This is a genomic window from Thalassospira lucentensis, assembly GCF_050516545.1.
Classification (GTDB): Bacteria; Pseudomonadota; Alphaproteobacteria; order Rhodospirillales; family Thalassospiraceae; genus Thalassospira; species Thalassospira lucentensis_C.
This window is the reverse complement of the sequence record NZ_CP191544.1, coordinates 2,197,399-2,213,317: the sequence shown is the minus strand read 5'-3', so window position 1 is coordinate 2,213,317 and position 15,919 is coordinate 2,197,399. Positions and strand designations below refer to the sequence as shown.

At 52.8% G+C, this 15,919-nt stretch carries 11 protein-coding genes; 6 read left to right on the top strand and 5 right to left on the bottom strand.

What is annotated here, in order from left to right:
* Positions 1-10: 10 nt before the first annotated feature.
* A complete protein-coding gene (gene adh / locus ACQ0MK_RS10280; protein ID WP_430475928.1) occupies positions 11-1,531 on the bottom strand; it encodes an aldehyde dehydrogenase in 1,521 nt (506 codons plus the stop codon).
* A gap of 362 nt (positions 1,532-1,893) precedes the next feature.
* On the opposite strand from adh, the gene ACQ0MK_RS10275 reads away from it, so the two are divergent.
* Positions 1,894-3,807: a sigma-54-dependent Fis family transcriptional regulator gene (locus ACQ0MK_RS10275; protein ID WP_430475927.1), complete on the top strand. Its 1,914-nt coding sequence runs from the start codon at positions 1,894-1,896 to the stop codon at positions 3,805-3,807.
* Between the two features lie 34 nt (positions 3,808-3,841).
* Here ACQ0MK_RS10275 and ACQ0MK_RS10270 read toward each other — a convergent pair whose 3' ends face one another.
* Complete coding sequence (locus ACQ0MK_RS10270) at positions 3,842-5,545, bottom strand: methyl-accepting chemotaxis protein (protein WP_430475926.1); 1,704 nt, start codon at positions 5,543-5,545, stop codon at positions 3,842-3,844.
* 300 nt (positions 5,546-5,845) lie between these two features.
* Here ACQ0MK_RS10270 and asnB point away from each other — a divergent pair, with 300 nt between their 5' ends.
* Both asnB and glpD read left to right on the top strand, forming a co-directional pair.
* A complete protein-coding gene (gene asnB, locus ACQ0MK_RS10265) occupies positions 5,846-7,780 on the top strand; it encodes an asparagine synthase (glutamine-hydrolyzing) (RefSeq protein WP_430475925.1) in 1,935 nt (644 codons plus the stop codon).
* A gap of 257 nt (positions 7,781-8,037) precedes the next feature.
* Positions 8,038-9,582, top strand: a complete 1,545-nt coding sequence (gene glpD / locus ACQ0MK_RS10260) for a glycerol-3-phosphate dehydrogenase (protein WP_430475924.1) — start codon at positions 8,038-8,040, stop codon at positions 9,580-9,582.
* Positions 9,583-9,622: 40 nt separating this feature from the next.
* On the opposite strand, the gene ACQ0MK_RS10255 is transcribed toward glpD, so the two are convergent.
* From ACQ0MK_RS10255 to ACQ0MK_RS10245, 3 genes are all read right to left on the bottom strand, one after another.
* Positions 9,623-9,901 (bottom strand): TfoX/Sxy family DNA transformation protein, encoded by a 279-nt coding sequence (locus ACQ0MK_RS10255; protein ID WP_430475923.1) that lies wholly within the window; start codon positions 9,899-9,901, stop codon positions 9,623-9,625.
* A 2-nt stretch (positions 9,902-9,903) separates the two neighbouring features.
* The gene (locus ACQ0MK_RS10250) at positions 9,904-10,359 is read right to left on the bottom strand and encodes a GNAT family acetyltransferase (RefSeq protein ID WP_430475922.1); all 456 of its coding nucleotides are present in this window, start codon (positions 10,357-10,359) and stop codon (positions 9,904-9,906) included.
* A gap of 222 nt (positions 10,360-10,581) precedes the next feature.
* Complete coding sequence (locus ACQ0MK_RS10245; protein ID WP_430475921.1) at positions 10,582-11,241, bottom strand: hypothetical protein; 660 nt, start codon at positions 11,239-11,241, stop codon at positions 10,582-10,584.
* Between the two features lie 210 nt (positions 11,242-11,451).
* On the opposite strand from ACQ0MK_RS10245, the gene ACQ0MK_RS10240 reads away from it, so the two are divergent.
* From ACQ0MK_RS10240 to ACQ0MK_RS10230, 3 genes are all read left to right on the top strand, one after another.
* Entirely contained in the window at positions 11,452-12,177 is a 726-nt protein-coding gene (locus tag ACQ0MK_RS10240; protein WP_430475920.1) for a response regulator, read from the top strand.
* Positions 12,174-13,817 (top strand): ATP-binding protein, encoded by a 1,644-nt coding sequence (locus tag ACQ0MK_RS10235; protein ID WP_430475919.1) that lies wholly within the window; start codon positions 12,174-12,176, stop codon positions 13,815-13,817. Before ACQ0MK_RS10240 ends, ACQ0MK_RS10235 begins: the two co-directional genes overlap by 4 nt.
* A gap of 738 nt (positions 13,818-14,555) precedes the next feature.
* Complete coding sequence (locus ACQ0MK_RS10230) at positions 14,556-15,860, top strand: adenylate/guanylate cyclase domain-containing protein (RefSeq protein ID WP_430475918.1); 1,305 nt, start codon at positions 14,556-14,558, stop codon at positions 15,858-15,860.
* Positions 15,861-15,919 lie beyond the last annotated feature (59 nt).

The window sequence follows — 15,919 nt, the reverse complement described above, 5'->3', positions numbered from 1 at the left end:
CATCGTTCGATCAGAAGAAGCCCATCGGTTTCGGATCGTAGGAAACCAGAAGGTTCTTGGTCTGCTGATAATGGTTCAACATCATCTTGTGGTTTTCACGTCCGATACCAGACTGTTTATAACCACCAAAAGCAGCATGGGCAGGATAGAGGTGATAACAGTTGGTCCAGACACGACCGGCCTTGATTTCCCGGCCAAAGCGATAAGCACGCGTGCCATCACGGGTCCAGACACCGGCACCCAGCCCATAAAGGGTATCATTGGCAAGATGAAGGGCTTCGGCGTCGTCCTTAAAGGTTGCGACCGAAACGACAGGGCCAAAGATTTCTTCTTGGAAAATCCGCATACGGTTATGGCCCTTGAAGATGGTCGGCTGGATATAGAAACCATCCGAAAGATCACCGCCGAGTTCGGCGCGGCCACCACCACAAAGGGTTTCTGCCCCTTCCTGTTTGCCGATATCAAGATAGGACAGGATTTTTTCCATCTGTTCGGAAGATGCCTGTGCCCCCATCATGGTGTCGGTATCAAGCGGGTTGCCCTGTTTGATATTGGCAACGCGGGTCAGGACATTATCCATGAACTTGTCATAGATGGTTTCCTGAATAAGCGCACGCGACGGACAGGTGCAAACTTCACCCTGATTAAGGGCAAACATGGTCAGGCCTTCGGCGGCTTTCTGGCGGAAATCATCATCGGCTGCCATGATGTCATCAAAGAAGACGTTTGGCGATTTGCCACCCAGTTCAAGTGTCACCGGAATGATGTTTTCCGATGCATATTGCATGATCAAACGCCCGGTGGTGGTTTCGCCGGTAAAGGCGACCTTGGCAACACGGTTGCTTTGCGCAAGCGGTTTACCGGCTTCCACGCCAAAGCCCTGAACGACGTTCAAAACGCCCGCCGGGATCAAATCGCCAACCAGTTCAAGCAACACACAGATCGATGCCGGGGTTTGTTCGGCCGGTTTCAACACAATACAGTTGCCCGCGGCCAATGCCGGGGCCAGTTTCCACACAGCCATCAGAATCGGGAAGTTCCATGGGATGATTTGGCCAACCACGCCAAGTGGTTCATGGAAGTGATAGGCTACCGTGTTGTCGTCAATTTCACCTAACGATCCTTCTTGCGCACGGATAGCACCGGCGAAATAACGGAAATGATCAATCGCCAAGGGAATGTCGGCGGCCATGGTTTCGCGCACGGCCTTGCCATTGTCCCATGTTTCGGCAACCGCAAGCATTTCAAGGTTGGCTTCCATGCGATCAGCAATTTTATTGAGCATATTGGCCCGTTCAGTCACGGACGTTTTGCCCCAGGCCGGAAAAGCTGCATGGGCGGCATCAAGTGCCTTTTCGATATCTTCGCTCGATGAGCGAGGCATTTCGCAGAAAGTCTTACCGTTTACCGGCGAGACATTTTCAAAATACTGGCCCTTGGTCGGGGCGACCCATTCGCCGCCAATATAGTTCTCATAGCGGCCCTTGAAACTGACGACGCTGCCGGTGTCATTCGGGTTTTTATAGATCATTTTGCTTCCTCCGAGATCCACAGGCGATTTGTTCGCCCGTTTTTGATTGTGACGCTGCCGTATCCGCAAAGGTCATGCCACTTTTGATCGGGCAGGGGGCGTTGCACACTAAGGCCGCATTTTCAGGTGGTTGGGGCAATGGGGATGGTGTTTGACGCTGTGCCGACGGATCGGTTGGAACAGGGCAATTGGCGCAAATTGTTCCAAAAATGGAACATCTCAGATTGTGCGGTGATTTTGCGGTGAAACTGTTTGGCGTGCAGGGGGGGCGTTATGGTAGGATCAGGGCTGTGATCGGACGGGGCATAAGCTCCACACCGGAATTTCCGGGCTAAAATGCCGACACAAGGGAGATAGCGTCTATGTCAGGAAATATTCCCGGCGGACGGATAGAAGCAGCACTGCAACTCAGCGGTGGTGCGCAAAATCGTGCGGTGCTTGAAAGCTGGCAGCGGTGTGAAAACCGTTTCGGTCTGGCCCATGACACCTTGCGCCGTCCCGAAGTTATGCCCGAAAGCCAGACCCGACAATTGCGGGATCGCAACGGGCGGCTTTATCACCATGCCCACGATCTTGTGCGGACCCTGTATCGCAAGATTGATGCGTCGGGCTATGCCGTGTTTCTCACCGACAATAGTGGCGTGATCCTTGATAGTGTCGCGGCCCATTCATTACTGCCGTCATTTCGCACCAACGGTCTTTTACTCGGTGCGGTCTGGAGCGAGGAGCGTGAAGGTACGAACGGCATTGGCACCTGTATTGTTGAAGGTCGCCCGATCACGATCCACAAGGACGAACATTTCCTGGCCCAGCATTCGGTCCTGACCTGCACAGCCGCCCCGGTTTTTGATCCGGATGGCAAAGTCTGTTCGGTTCTTGATGTGTCGGCGGTACGTGATGACATCAAGCGGACCGATTGTTTGCGTGTTCGTGGCATGGTGGCAGACTATGCCGATGCGCTTGAACGTATCTTGTTTTTTGACGAGCGATCCGGCGATGTGATTTTGCATCTGCATCCTGAATCCCAACATGTCGGAACCACCCGCGATGCGATGATTTCGATAGCGCCGGATGGCTCGATCAGTGGTGCAACGTCAACTGCACGGCGCATTTTAACAGCGGCCAATGCTTCGACTGATCTCGCCGATATGTTCGAGATGGATGTCGATGATTTACTGTCAAAATTCAGCCAGACAGACGGCCAAAATCAGGGCCGTGCCTCATCGGCAATGGCGCTTAATATTGCTGGTGGTGGGGTATTGTTTGGCAGTCTGACGGTTCCTGAGCGGATGCGCCGGAAATATATCGGGCGCTCCACCCCGGTTGCCCACAAAGTCAAACCACTGGCCAAGCCCGTTGTCGAGATCGCCGATCGCGATCCGGCACTTCGGCGCATTTTTGATATTGGATCACGGCTTCATGCCCGCGATATCAATGTGTTGATGTCGGGTGAAACCGGCAGCGGCAAAGAATATCTTGCCCGTCATATCCATGAGGCAAGCTTTGGCAAATCGCGAAACTTTGTCGCCATCAATTGTGCGGCCTTGCCCGAAGGATTGATTGAAAACGAGCTGTTTGGTCATGCCGGCGGCGCCTTTACCGGGGCGGCGCGCGATGGATTTGGCGGGCGTATCCGCGAAGCCAATGGCGGCACACTTTTCCTGGATGAAATCGGAGACATGCCGCTTGCCGCGCAAGGACGTCTGTTGCGAGTTCTTGAAAGTCGGATGATCGAACCACTTGGCAGCACAAAGTCGATCTCGGTCGATTTTCGTCTGATCTGTGCCAGCAATGTCGATTTGACCGCGGCCGTGACAGACGGGCGGTTCCGCGAAGATTTGCTGTATCGGATCAAGGGCGCAAGGCTCGCCGTGCCGCCCTTACGTGAACGCAGTGACCTTGTTGATTTGATCGGAAGGCTGTTGGCCGGGCTATCTGACGATCATGTGCAGTGCCAGGATGACGTATTGACCCTTTTGACCCGGCATCGCTGGCCGGGCAATGTGCGCGAACTGATCAATATTTTACAATATGCCAGCGTCTTTGCCGAAGACGGTGTAATTGAACGCCATCACCTGCCAGATGATTTCCATGTCGAGACCATCAATGATCAACCATCCGCACGCCAAAGCATTGAACGCGCCGAAGGTGCCGCCCTTCGTGATGTGCTTGACGAACATCATTGGCATATCAGCAACACCGCCAAGGCATTGGGAATCGGGCGCAATACGCTCTATCGCCGTATGGCGCGGTTGGGAATCGAACGGTCAGGTTAAAGGCCTGACCGTTCGATTCCCATATTGGGTAAATTTAAGCGATATCACGCAGGAACTGCTTTACGGAATGATCAAGCTTCTGAGCGCGTTCTTCCATGCTTGCTGTTGCGGCTCTGACATCACCCGATGCAGCATCTGTTTCATCTGCCGCATCCATCGCCTGTTGAATGTTGCTGGCAACGTCCCGAGTGTTCTGCGCGACTTGGGAGATTTTTGATGAAATCTCTGTGGTCGTGTCGCTTTGTTGGTTGATTGAACCGGCAATGTCCGCTGTATCTTCGTTAATCACGCCAATCGTTTCAACAATTTCACGGATGGCGGCAACAGCTTCGCGGGTTTCTGTCTGGACTGTCGAGATCTGCTCAGAGATTTCATCCGTTGCACGTGCCGTCTGTGAAGCAAGGTTTTTGACCTCGTTTGCGACAACAGCAAAACCCTTGCCGGCATCGCCCGCACGTGCGGCTTCGATCGTTGCGTTCAGTGCCAGCAAATTGGTCTGACCGGCAATATCAGTGATCAGTTTAACAACTTCCCCAATCTTGTCGGCAGAGGTTTCCAGCACGGACATTTTGTCATTGGTGCTGTTGGCTTCGCTCTGCGCACGCGACATGGTTTCGCGAGATTGAGCAATCCGCTGGCTGACCTCATAGACCGATGCCGTAAGTTCTTCTGCTGCGGATGCAACAGATTCTGCGTTGTGGGCGACTTCGGACACAACAGACGCTGCATCGCTTGCGCGTGCCTTGCTCGTTTCAGCTGTCCGCCCCAACGTGGAGGCCGAGCTCCGCAATTTTTCAAGTGCCTGTCCAACATCGGCCAGGAGATCACCAGTTGTCTCCTCAAAACCCTTGGTAAGTTTTTCCATGAGTTCAGAACGTTGCGCCTGAGCGCGTTGAAGCTCTGCCTCCTTTGCGCGCATTTCACGACGCTCAATCGCGTTTTTCTGAAATACTTTAACGGCTGTTACGATATCGCCGACTTCGTCACGCCGGGTGATTTCCGGAATGGCTGTGTCGAGCTTGCCTTCGGCAATTTCAAGCATACCGGTGGTCAATCCACGCAGCGGGGCAATCGCCCGGATGTTCCAGATGATCAAGCCGATACTGATCGCTAGCGACAGAACCAGCATGCCGATCATGACGATCGAAAAGTTGCTGGCGACCGTTCGTGCCGACACAGAGGTCAACTGGCTTTTGGCTTCTTCATATTCGATCAGTGCATCGATACTGGCGCGCCAGTCGGCAAAGGCCGGTGCAGCTTCGGCGTTGATCAGGTTGATCGTAGAGGAGAATTCACCTGCCGTGCGAAGGCTGATGACCTTTTCGATGATTGGCGCAGCACGTTCTTCAACCGCCTGAATTTCTGCAAAGAGTTGTTGTTCTTGATCCGATGATGTTTTCGGGGCGGACAGGATTTCAGCCATGCCTTGTGCCGCGTCGGCGTAAATGGTGGCCTGTTCGTTGATAATGCTGATTGTGGCATTAACATCATCCTGACTTGCGACCAGCGCCATGTCGCGGACTGCAATCGCGCGGTCCTGGACACTACCGCCCAAATTAATGGCGTAGCGTTGTTTAACGCCATTGATGTCGGTGATCTGGGTGAAGGAAGTGTTGATCTGATTTACAAGAACAACGGAAATCGTCGCCAAAATACTCATCAGCGCGAGGATCGCGACATAGCTGATGATTTGTTTTTGGCCAAGTGAAAGTGATACCTGTTTTTTCGAAGCGTTCATCCGGACGTTACTCCCTGAACTGCTATCTCTGCCGGGTCGTCTTGTTTTTCAGGCTTTGATTCTATGAACACGAGACCACGTGCGTTTGGATGGCAGTATATTATTGGTTGTAGGTCTGGTAGTGGTAGCATAACTCCGCGTTGTTATTGCATAGTCTGTTTTGCCGTTTTCACCATGTGGAATAGGGCGGCATGGTAAAAACGATTTTGGCCGATCATTTCCGGTCATTGATCAAAGGTTTTGATTGTAGGGCAACCCGTTATTGTTTTAAGTAACGGCAGGTCTTTACAGGATATTTTTATGTGTGGAATTGCTGGTTTATGGCTGTCGGGACAGAGTGACGCAACGGGTTTGGGCGATACTGTTTCGCGCATGAACGAAGCGTTGCACCATCGCGGCCCGGATGGCGGTGATGTTTGGGTTGATCCACCGTCAGGTTTGGCACTTGGTCAGCGCCGCTTGGCGATTATTGATCTGTCAGATGCTGGCAAGCAGCCCATGCATTCGGCCAATGGCCGCTATGTCATAGTGTATAACGGCGAAATTTATAATGCGCCGGAACTGCGCGAAAAGCTTGCCTGTGCCAACATTGCTTGGCGCGGCCATTCCGACACTGAAGTCATCCTTGAATGCATTGCCCATTGGGGTGTTCGCGAAACGGTAAAACGCCTGATTGGCATGTTTGCCATCGCCCTTTGGGACCGCGAAGCCAATAAACTGACCCTTATCCGGGATCGGTTGGGCATCAAGCCGCTTTATTGGTCGCGCTTTGAAGGCAATATCGGCTTCGCATCCGAGGTCAAAGGCCTTCTGGCGGGCAATGTCATTTCGCGGGAAGTCAATCAGACCGGGCTAGAGGCCTACTTACGGTTTGGTTATGTGCCGTCCGGTCATTCGATCTATGCCCACGCCAAGATGCTTAAGCCCGGCCATATTCTTGAGATTACATCACACGATCAGGCGACAGAAACCGCCTATTGGTCGGTTGAGGATGCTGTTCTCAATGGTCAGAAACACGCATGGAGTGGCGATGATCAAAGTGCGATTGACGCGCTTGAAGAATTGCTGCGCGATGCGGTTCAGCGCCGCATGGTTGCCGATGTGCCGCTGGGCGCTTTTTTGTCTGGCGGAATTGATTCTTCAACCATCGTTGCCCTGATGCAGTCGGTATCAGACCGTCCGGTGAAAACATTTTCGGTCGGGTTCGAAGATGCCGCCTTCAACGAGGCGGCCTTTGCCGGTGAAGTGGCAAAGCACCTTAAAACCGATCATACCGAACTGTATGTTACCCCGCAGGACGCGCTTGATCTGGTGCCAAAGCTTTCAGAAACTTTTGACGAGCCGTTCTTTGACAGTTCTGCCATCCCGACCTATCTGATTTCTGCCCTGACCCGTAAGGAAGTCTCGGTTGCGCTTTCGGGTGACGGCGGAGATGAAACATTTGGCGGATATACCCGCTATCTGTGGGCAAAGCAGTTGAGTGCCGCCGCCAGCAGCATTCCGTTTGGCGCGTCGTTGGTTGCCAAGGGCCTGACCATGCTATCGCCCGAACAATGGGATAATCTGGTCGGGCTTGTGCCCGGTAAGATGTCGACCAGTGCTATTGGCGATAAAATCCATAAGGCCGCACCGCTGTTGGCGATCAAGGATGATCTGGATCGCTATCACGCGCTGCTGTCGCTGTTTGATGCCGATAAGCTTTTGGGAAGCCGGTCGTCGCGCAAGAAATTCCGCGTGCCGGGCGAAAAGTTTTGCCGCAACCGTAATCTTGATTATGTTTCGTCCATGCAGGTCATGGATACGATGATGTATATGGTTGATGACGTTTTGACCAAGGTCGACCGGGCATCAATGGCCAATTCACTTGAAGTACGTGTGCCGCTTATTGATCACCGGGTGATTGAATTTGGCTGGCGGATGCCCGCACGCCTTAAAATGAACGGGTCGATTGGCAAGCATGCCTTGCGTCAGATCCTGTATAAATATGTCCCGCGCGAATTAATTGATCGGCCCAAAACCGGCTTTGGTGTGCCGCTGGCCCAATGGTTGCGCGGGCCTTTGCGCGAATGGATGGGCGACCATCTGGCCAATGATGCGCTCTATAATGATCTTGGTCTGGATCGTAAATATATCGCCCGGCTGCATCAGGAACATATGTCGGGTAAGCGCAACTGGGGGCATCAGCTTTGGACAATTTCCATGCTCTCGGACTGGCAAAAACGCTGGCTGGCCTGATCCGCCACCCGGACCAGATACAGCCCTGATCATAGCCCCCGTGATGAACGCCCCGCCTAAATATCAGGCGGGGCTTTTCTATTTATTTCACTAATGAAATTTTCGAATGGAGTCGTTCATGCGGCTTCTGGTCGAGCGAAGCGTTGTCTTCACGGCATATCTGCATCAATAAAATGTCACAAATTGAAACTTGAAAATTTTCGAAAATGAACTATTTGTCTTGGCAAAGAGAAATTCCTTTGGCGAGAGAGGCCCACATGGCTGGCACTTCAACCTACGATCTGATCATTATTGGCGGTGGCATTAACGGTGCCGGCATTGCGCGGGATGCGGCGGGCCGTGGCCTTAAAGTTTTGCTGTGTGAAAAAAATGATCTGGCCAGTGCGACCTCATCGGCCAGCACCAAGCTGATCCATGGCGGGCTGCGTTACCTTGAGCATTATGAATTCCGCCTTGTCCGCGAAGCTTTGAGGGAACGTGAAGTTCTTTTGGGCAATGCCCCACACATCATTTGGCCGCTGCGCTTTGTCTTGCCGCACCGTCGCGATCTGCGTCCGGCATGGATGATCCGGCTTGGTTTGTTTTTGTATGACCATTTGGGCGGGCGCAAAAAACTGCCAGCATCCAAGGGAATTTCATTTGCCAATCATGTGTCGGGTGAACCGTTGCGCGAAGGCGTAACCAAGGGGTTTGTTTATTCTGATTGCTGGGTCGATGATGCGCGGCTTGTGGTGTTAAACGCACGCGATGCCAAGGCCAACGGGGCTGAAATCCATACGCGCACCGAATGCGTTGGGGCCAAGCGGGTTGATGATCTGTGGCAAGTGACCTTGCGTGATCAGGAAAATGGTCAGGACCGCGCTGTTTCGGGCCGTATGCTGATCAACGCGGCTGGTCCGTGGTGTGCTGATTTGATCAACCCGAAAACCGGCGTTGTTGCATCAAACACCAAGGCAAACATCCGCTTGGTCAAGGGCAGCCACATCGTCGTGCCCAAGCTATTTGACCATGACTATTGCTATATCTTTCAGAATGGCGACGGCCGCATTGTTTTCGCCATTCCCTATCAGGATGACTTTACCCTGATCGGGACCACGGATGTTGATTTTACCGGTGATCCGGCCAAGGTCAAAATTGATCAGGATGAAATTGACTATCTTTGCAAACTTGCCAGTGGCTATTTCAAAAAGCAGGTGGCATCAGATGATGTTGTCTGGACCTATTCCGGGGTGCGTCCGCTATATGCCGGGAATGAGGGAAGCGAAAATGCATCCAAGGTATCGCGTGATTACACCCTGAAACTTGAAGACAATGATGGGGCCGCCCCGGCATTGCATGTGTTTGGTGGGAAAATTACCACCTACCGCAAACTTGCCGAACACGCACTTCAGATCATCTCAAAGGAACTTGGTGCCAAGGATGTACCGTGGACCGCGAGCGCACCTTTGCCTGGCGGGGATTTTCCCAATGCATCGTTTGAAGATGCGTTTGTCGATTACGCCCAGCGTTATGACTGGATGGATCGTGCGATGCTCAAACGTCTTTTACGCGCCTATGGCACCCGGATCGAGGACGTGATTGGCACGGCATCAAAGGTTGCTGATCTCGGCACCTGTTATGGTCATGATTTATATGAAGCAGAACTGCGCTATCTGATTGATCAGGAATGGGTGCGCGGTATAGATGATGTGATCTGGCGGCGTTCCAAACTTGGCTTGCGCTTGGACGGTGATCAGATCGCGGTTTTGAAAGCACGCTTGGAACAAGAAAAAACTGATAGGAATGCAGTCGCTGCGCAGTAGCTTTGGGAACAGCCAAAAGTAGCAGTGAATATGCTATGGCCTATTTACTGCTACTTGCGAGTTCCCGGCGCAGGCCGTCCAATATTGCACGAAGTTCGGCTTTGCGGGCGGGGGTGATGTCGCGCCAATCGTGGTCATGTATCGCCCCTTCAAGCGCATAAAGGTAATTCACACTGATCTTCTTCTCGCTGCCAAAGCGAAACAAAAGGCGGCGCGTGGTTTCTTCGATGCCCGATTGCGCAAGGTCATCGCGGGTTTCAATGCCGATTTCACGCAGTTCACGCGATGATTTCGGGCCAATATTGCGCAGTTTTTCCATGCTTAGGGCCGATCTGCGGGCGGGGTGTCGATATCCTTTTGCATGACCGTGACATCGCAGGCGCGATAGCCAAGATGGGCATAGAAATCCTGCGTTGCTTTGTTCTCGGAACGCACCATCAACTGCATCCGCCAGACACCCTGATCGCGCAGCCAGTTTTCCCCGACCTCGATCAATTTGCGGCCAAGGCCTGATTTCTGAAGATCAGGCGCAACCGCCATATAATAGATCCAGCCGCGATGCCCGTCATGTCCGGCCATGACCGAACCAACGATGTTATCACTGTTATCTTCCCAGACCAGAAGCGTCGCCTCATCTGAAGACAGGGCAAATTTCACATCCCATTCTGGCGGGTTATAAGGGCGGTAAAGCCCGGTTTCCTGCCAAAGCCGGCTTAAGGCTGGAATATCATTCAGGGTGGCGGTTCTGGGCGTTGATTTAATGTTTGGGGCTGTCATTGTTCAGATCACTTTGGGGCGTTGCGTTTAAAGCGATCTGGCAGAATGATAAGTGTCTGTATCGGCGTCAAACCAAAAATCACGACAAATCAATGATCTAAAGATAACGCCCCCAAGGGGGAAACCTTGGGGGCGCAGGGGTTGGTCCGGAGTATCGGTTGGGAGAAATTCCCCGGACCGGGTGGGGACGGTGTCAGATGTGCGGTCTCATCCAATGCTGAATTAGCTAATTGGGCGGCCGGTCACACTGCTGAGTTCCATTTCGCGAACAATGTCACCGGCATTGTTGGTAACTGTCGCGCTATAGGTGCCACGCGGGGTTTGCGCGATGTCGCCAAGTTTAAGGTCCCCGTTGCCAAAACGGATCACCATGGCATTGGCAAGCAAGCTCATCTGATTGGCATCGAACTTGCGATTATAACGTTCAGCCTTATCGGGACGGGGCAGGAGTTTGCGCAAAGTACGGCGTTCATCCTTTTCCATACGGCCGGTTTTGGCGTCAAACTTGATCACCTCAACAACGCCGCCATCGGCATTGACCAGAAGAACATCGATCTTGCCGGGCTGTTCCGCCAAAAGCGCATCGCCGGTTTTAAGATCAGACACATTGGTTTTCAAAAGCATCGCATCAATCAAAATGCGGGCTTCTGCCGGGGTTAGGGGAACTGCGCGTTCGCGATTTTGACGATCATGTTTGTCACCTTTGCCGTGCTCGCTACGCGGGCCGTCATTTTTTGATCCACCGTGATGGCCGTCAAACATTGCCCATTCACTTTGTTTTCCGTGCCCGCCTTGACCGGCATAAGAAGCTGCAAACGGGGTGGCAATCAAAGTGGTGGCAATCAGGGCTGCCGCGATTTTAAGGTGGGTTTTGCGTTTCATCGTGAACCTCAGTTTGGTTGTGGGGACTGTTTTCGTTGAGGTCGGTTATCGCCTATGATTGTCGCGAAATGATCCCGAAGAACCGGCAAAATGGTCGCAAGATTTGGCAAAATGCCCAAATGCGACAATTTGATACAAATTGCCGTTTCTGCCCCGATTACCAACGCGCTAGGTTAGGATGAGAAAACCGTTTCAGTTACAGGACCATTTATGAGCGACCAGCCCCACATTCTTGTTGTCGATGACCACCGTGATATTCGCGATCTTTTGGGGCGTTATTTGCGTCAGCACGAATACCGCGTGTCATTGGCATCGGACGGGCGCGAATTGCGCCGCATGATGGCCGATGATCTTTCGCCCGATCTGATCGTGCTTGATTTGATGATGCCCGGTGAAGACGGGCTGAGCCTATGTCGCTGGCTGCGCGAAAATCATGATGTGCCTGTGGTGATGCTGACCGCCCTTGGCGAAGAAACCGACCGGATCATTGGCCTTGAAATGGGCGCGGATGATTATTTGGCAAAGCCGTTTAACCCGCGTGAATTGCTTGCGCGGATCAAGGCGGTGATGCGCCGTGCGCAAAGTTTGCCCGTCGGGCGCAAAGGACCACTGCCAAGTGGCGAAGTCCATTTTGATCGTTGGGTTCTCGATCGCACGCGCCATGAATTGCGCGATGGCAATGATGTTGTCTTGCCGCTCAGTTCCGGGGAATACGGGTTGCTGTGTGCCTTTGTCGAACATCCCAATATGGTGCTTAACCGTGATCAGTTGCTTGACCTTACCCGTGGGCGCGAAGCCGTCCCGTTTGATCGCAGCATTGATAATCAGGTCAGCCGTCTGCGCAAAAAAATTGAACCTGATGCCAAGAACCCGGTTTTGATCAAAACCGTGTGGGGTGGGGGCTATATGTTTACCTGCGAGGTGGTCGAAAAATGACCAGGCGCCGCTTGATCAAACGCCTTTGGCCACAAAGCCTGACCGCACAGCTTGTCTGTCTGTTGCTGGGGGCGATTATCCTGACCCATATTGTGTTGGGCGTGTTGCTGGCCGAAGAACGCCGGGATGCGTTGGCGTCTGAGCGGCGCGGCAATGCCTTGACCCGTATTGCTGCGATATCGCGCATTCTGACTACGACGCCACAGGAAAACTGGCACGATGTATTGCGTGTCGCGCAATCGCCGCAAACTCGTCTGCGCCTTGTTGATACGCCAAGCTTTGAAATCAGGAACGGCTTGAATTCGGATAGGCTCACAGGGCGTCTGAACGATTTCCTTGCAACATCGGTTGATGTACCGGGATGGGTCAATATTCTCTCGGAAGATGCCTGCTGGGCGGAAAGAAAATCGCTTCGCAAGGCGCAGAAGGCCCATCTCGATGGTCTGAATGGACAGCCTGAACCACAAGTGGAATCTCAGTCCGACGTGGCCGATCATGAAGATGCAGAAGACGCCCTTGAAGACGCGATGGAGACCCGACAAGAATCCTTGTCCGCACGCGGGCGCGATAAGCCACACCATAAGGGCGAAGAAAAAGCGCCTTGGTCTTTGCGTTATCTGGAACGATTTGATTGCCATGCAGCACCTGTGATGCAGCTTGTTGTTCCAATTACCTCGACTGTGTCAGGGGTGGATGCCCCCAATTCTGATGCGGCCAATGCGGGCCCGACAATCTGGCTTGAGGCCGTGATTGGCGGGGTTGTTCCGCCGCCGTGGTTTGTGTTTGATAATTTGCTGCGCGTACTTTTATCGGCCCTTGTAATTGCTGTTATTGCTTTCTTCCTTGCGCGTCGAATTTCGCGGTCATGGGGAGTATTGGCACGTGCCGCAGACCGGGTCGGGCGTGGGGATTATCCTGAACCGGTTCCTGAAACCGGGGCGATTGAAATCAGACGTGCGGCCAAGGCCTTTAACCGGATGACCGCGCGTTTGAAACGATTTGTCGAAGACCGCACCCGGATGTTGGCCGCGATCTCACATGATCTACGCACGCCGATCACGTCCCTTCGGTTGCGGGCCGAATTTGTCGATGATCCGGAAAACCGTGCGCGGATTATTGAAACGCTCAATGAAATGGAACAGATGGTCGAAGCGGCCATGGCTTTTGCCCGTGAAGAAACGGCAAATGAAGAAACCCGCAAGATCAATATGACGGCCTTGGTTGAATCCGCTGTTGAAGACCTTGCCGAAACCGGACGCCCGATTTCCTTTACCGGGGATGGCGATGCGCGGGTCTATCCATGCCGTCCGCTTTCGGTCAAACGGGCATTTGGCAATCTGATCGCCAACGCCCTTAACTTTGGCAACCATGTTGAAGTTGCCGTTCGCGATGCCGATGATGCCGGATTATGGATCGAAATTGCCGATGATGGTCCGGGCATTCCGGTTGATAAACGCGAACAGGTGTTTGAACCATTCTTTAGAATTGAAGAATCACGCAATCGTGACACCGGGGGAATTGGTCTTGGGATGGCGATTGCTCGAACCGCCATTCGCGCCCATGGTGGGGAAATATACCTTGAAGACGCGCCGCAGGGCGGGCTTTTGGCCCGGATCTATCTGCCGCCAGCGGGGCATTGATAGGGGTTTAAATCACGGTTGCCTTTTTAGGGTCAGGACCTATTAATTTGGTTTGAATGGTCACCCGGATTTGTGCGGATAGGCGAAGCAAGACCGCAGGAAGATATACATCTTTCAAGGTTTTGCGACAAAGTAGCCCGTACAAATCCGGGTGATCCGCAGGACAGGTGTTATATTTGCAAACTCCTGCGTTAAACCCTTTGCTCGGGGATTACCCCGCGCTGCAGGCTTTATCCTTGTATTTCACAAATATAACGCCTGCCATTCAAACCAAATTAATAGGTCCTGACCCTAAGGTTATCCAAGATTTCAACGGCTTATGATTTTTTGTCAATTGGGCCTTGCAAATTTAATGACCAATAGTCATTTGTGGGCCGGGAAATAGATTGTTTCCAAATCAATAATTGCGAAATGGCATTGCTGTTCTATCTAGGGTCAGAACTTATTAATTTGTTTGGAATGGTCAATCAGATTTGTGCGGATACGCGAAGCAAAGCCGCAGGAAGATGTGCATCTTTCAAGGTTTTGCGACAAAGTAGTCCGTGCAAATCCGATTGATCCGAAGGACAGTCGTTATATTTGCGAACTCCGGCGTCAAATCCCTTGTGCGGGATACCAACCCGCCCTACGGGCTTTTTCTAGTGTTTCACAAATGTAACGACTGCCATTACAATCAAATTAATGAGTCCTGACCCTCGGCAATGCAACAATTCAGCATGAAAATGGACGGAGCATCCAATGAGCAATTCTGAAAACCAAAGCGCAATCGTCACGTCGTTACCCGGGACCAATAATGCCCAGGCTGCGCGCGGTTTCGTGCGCTCGGTCAATGACTGGCTCATGGAATGTGCGCTTGATGATACCGATATCAGCGAACTTCTGTCGGGCATGGTCAGCCGTCTTGTCGCATCGGGCATTCCGGTTGACCGGGTGATGGTGGCGTTTAAAACCCTGCATCCGCTCTATGAAGGCGTGTCTTATATCTGGTCAAAGGAAGCCGGTGACGTCGAACGTTCCACCCATATGGGGGTCGGGGATCAGGACACGGACTGGACCGAAAGCCCGATGAAATGGATGCTCGATAATGATGTCAGCTTCATGCGTCGTCATTTGATTGGTCCGGGGGCTGTTCTTGATTTCCCCGTGCTGGAAAGTTTCCGCCGCAATCGCGGGACCGACTATTACGCGCTGATGACGCCGTTTGTGACCGACCGTGACAGCACGCTTGATAGCAACCGCATCTTCATGACCTATCTTACCCGTCGGCCAAGTGGCTTTTCCGACGAAGATCTTGCAATCCTGTCGGGCATTCAGCGTCGCTTTGCCGTGTCGTGTAAAATGCGGATCAACCACGAAGAAACCAGCACCATTCTTGAAACCTATCTGGGATCAGATGCCGGAACCCGTGTGCGCAATGGCCAGATCAAGCTGGGCGACAGCACCAAAACACGTGCGGTGATCTGGTTCTCGGACATGCGCAATTCCACCTCGGTTGCAACCCATGTTGGCGATGATGCATTTCTGGGTGAAATGAACGATTTCTTCGCGGCAACAGCCGGGGCCGTGCTGAAACATGGCGGGCAGGTGCTGCGCTATATCGGTGATGCGACCTTGGCGATTTTCCCGATTGATGATGATGAAAACAATCTGGAAAATGCCTGTATCTCTGCACTCTATGCCGCAGCAGAAGCACAGCTAAATATCGACGATCTCAATGCCAAACGCGAAGAAGAAGGCAAGCCGCCGTTTGATTACGGGCTGGGCATGCATGTCGGCGATGTGATTTACGGCAATGTCGGGGTTTCGGAGCGCGTTGATTTCACGGTGGTCGGTCAGGCCGCCAACGAAGCCGCCCGGATCGAACAACTCACCAAGCAGCTTGGCAAGCGCGTTCTGGTCAGCCAGACCGTCGCCAGCTTCATTTCCTGCCCGACGGTCGAGATGGGCGCTTATGAACTGCAAGGAACCGGTGTCAGCGTCAAACTGTTTGCCCCGGACTTCTCCGAAGCCTGCCACCGGATCGAATTGATGCGCGCGGGTTAGGGTCCAAAGACTTCCAGAACCAACAAAGGCCAGATCACAGATTGTGATTCTGGCCTTTT

Bases quoted from the DNA above. Each gene is read 5' to 3' on its own strand.
- ACQ0MK_RS10235 (WP_430475919.1), top strand. From the start codon at position 12,174: ATGACCAGGCGCCGCTTGATCAAACGCCTTTGGCCACAAAGCCTGACC.
- ACQ0MK_RS10240 (WP_430475920.1), top strand. From the start codon at position 11,452: ATGAGCGACCAGCCCCACATTCTTGTTGTCGATGACCACCGTGATATT.
- ACQ0MK_RS10245 (WP_430475921.1), bottom strand. From the start codon at position 11,241: ATGAAACGCAAAACCCACCTTAAAATCGCGGCAGCCCTGATTGCCACC.
- ACQ0MK_RS10250 (WP_430475922.1), bottom strand. From the start codon at position 10,359: ATGACAGCCCCAAACATTAAATCAACGCCCAGAACCGCCACCCTGAAT.
- glpD (WP_430475924.1), top strand. From the start codon at position 8,038: ATGGCTGGCACTTCAACCTACGATCTGATCATTATTGGCGGTGGCATT.
- asnB (WP_430475925.1), top strand. From the start codon at position 5,846: ATGTGTGGAATTGCTGGTTTATGGCTGTCGGGACAGAGTGACGCAACG.
- ACQ0MK_RS10255 (WP_430475923.1), bottom strand. From the start codon at position 9,901: ATGGAAAAACTGCGCAATATTGGCCCGAAATCATCGCGTGAACTGCGT.
- ACQ0MK_RS10275 (WP_430475927.1), top strand. From the start codon at position 1,894: ATGTCAGGAAATATTCCCGGCGGACGGATAGAAGCAGCACTGCAACTC.
- ACQ0MK_RS10270 (WP_430475926.1), bottom strand. From the start codon at position 5,545: ATGAACGCTTCGAAAAAACAGGTATCACTTTCACTTGGCCAAAAACAA.
- ACQ0MK_RS10230 (WP_430475918.1), top strand. From the start codon at position 14,556: ATGAGCAATTCTGAAAACCAAAGCGCAATCGTCACGTCGTTACCCGGG.
- adh (WP_430475928.1), bottom strand. From the start codon at position 1,531: ATGATCTATAAAAACCCGAATGACACCGGCAGCGTCGTCAGTTTCAAG.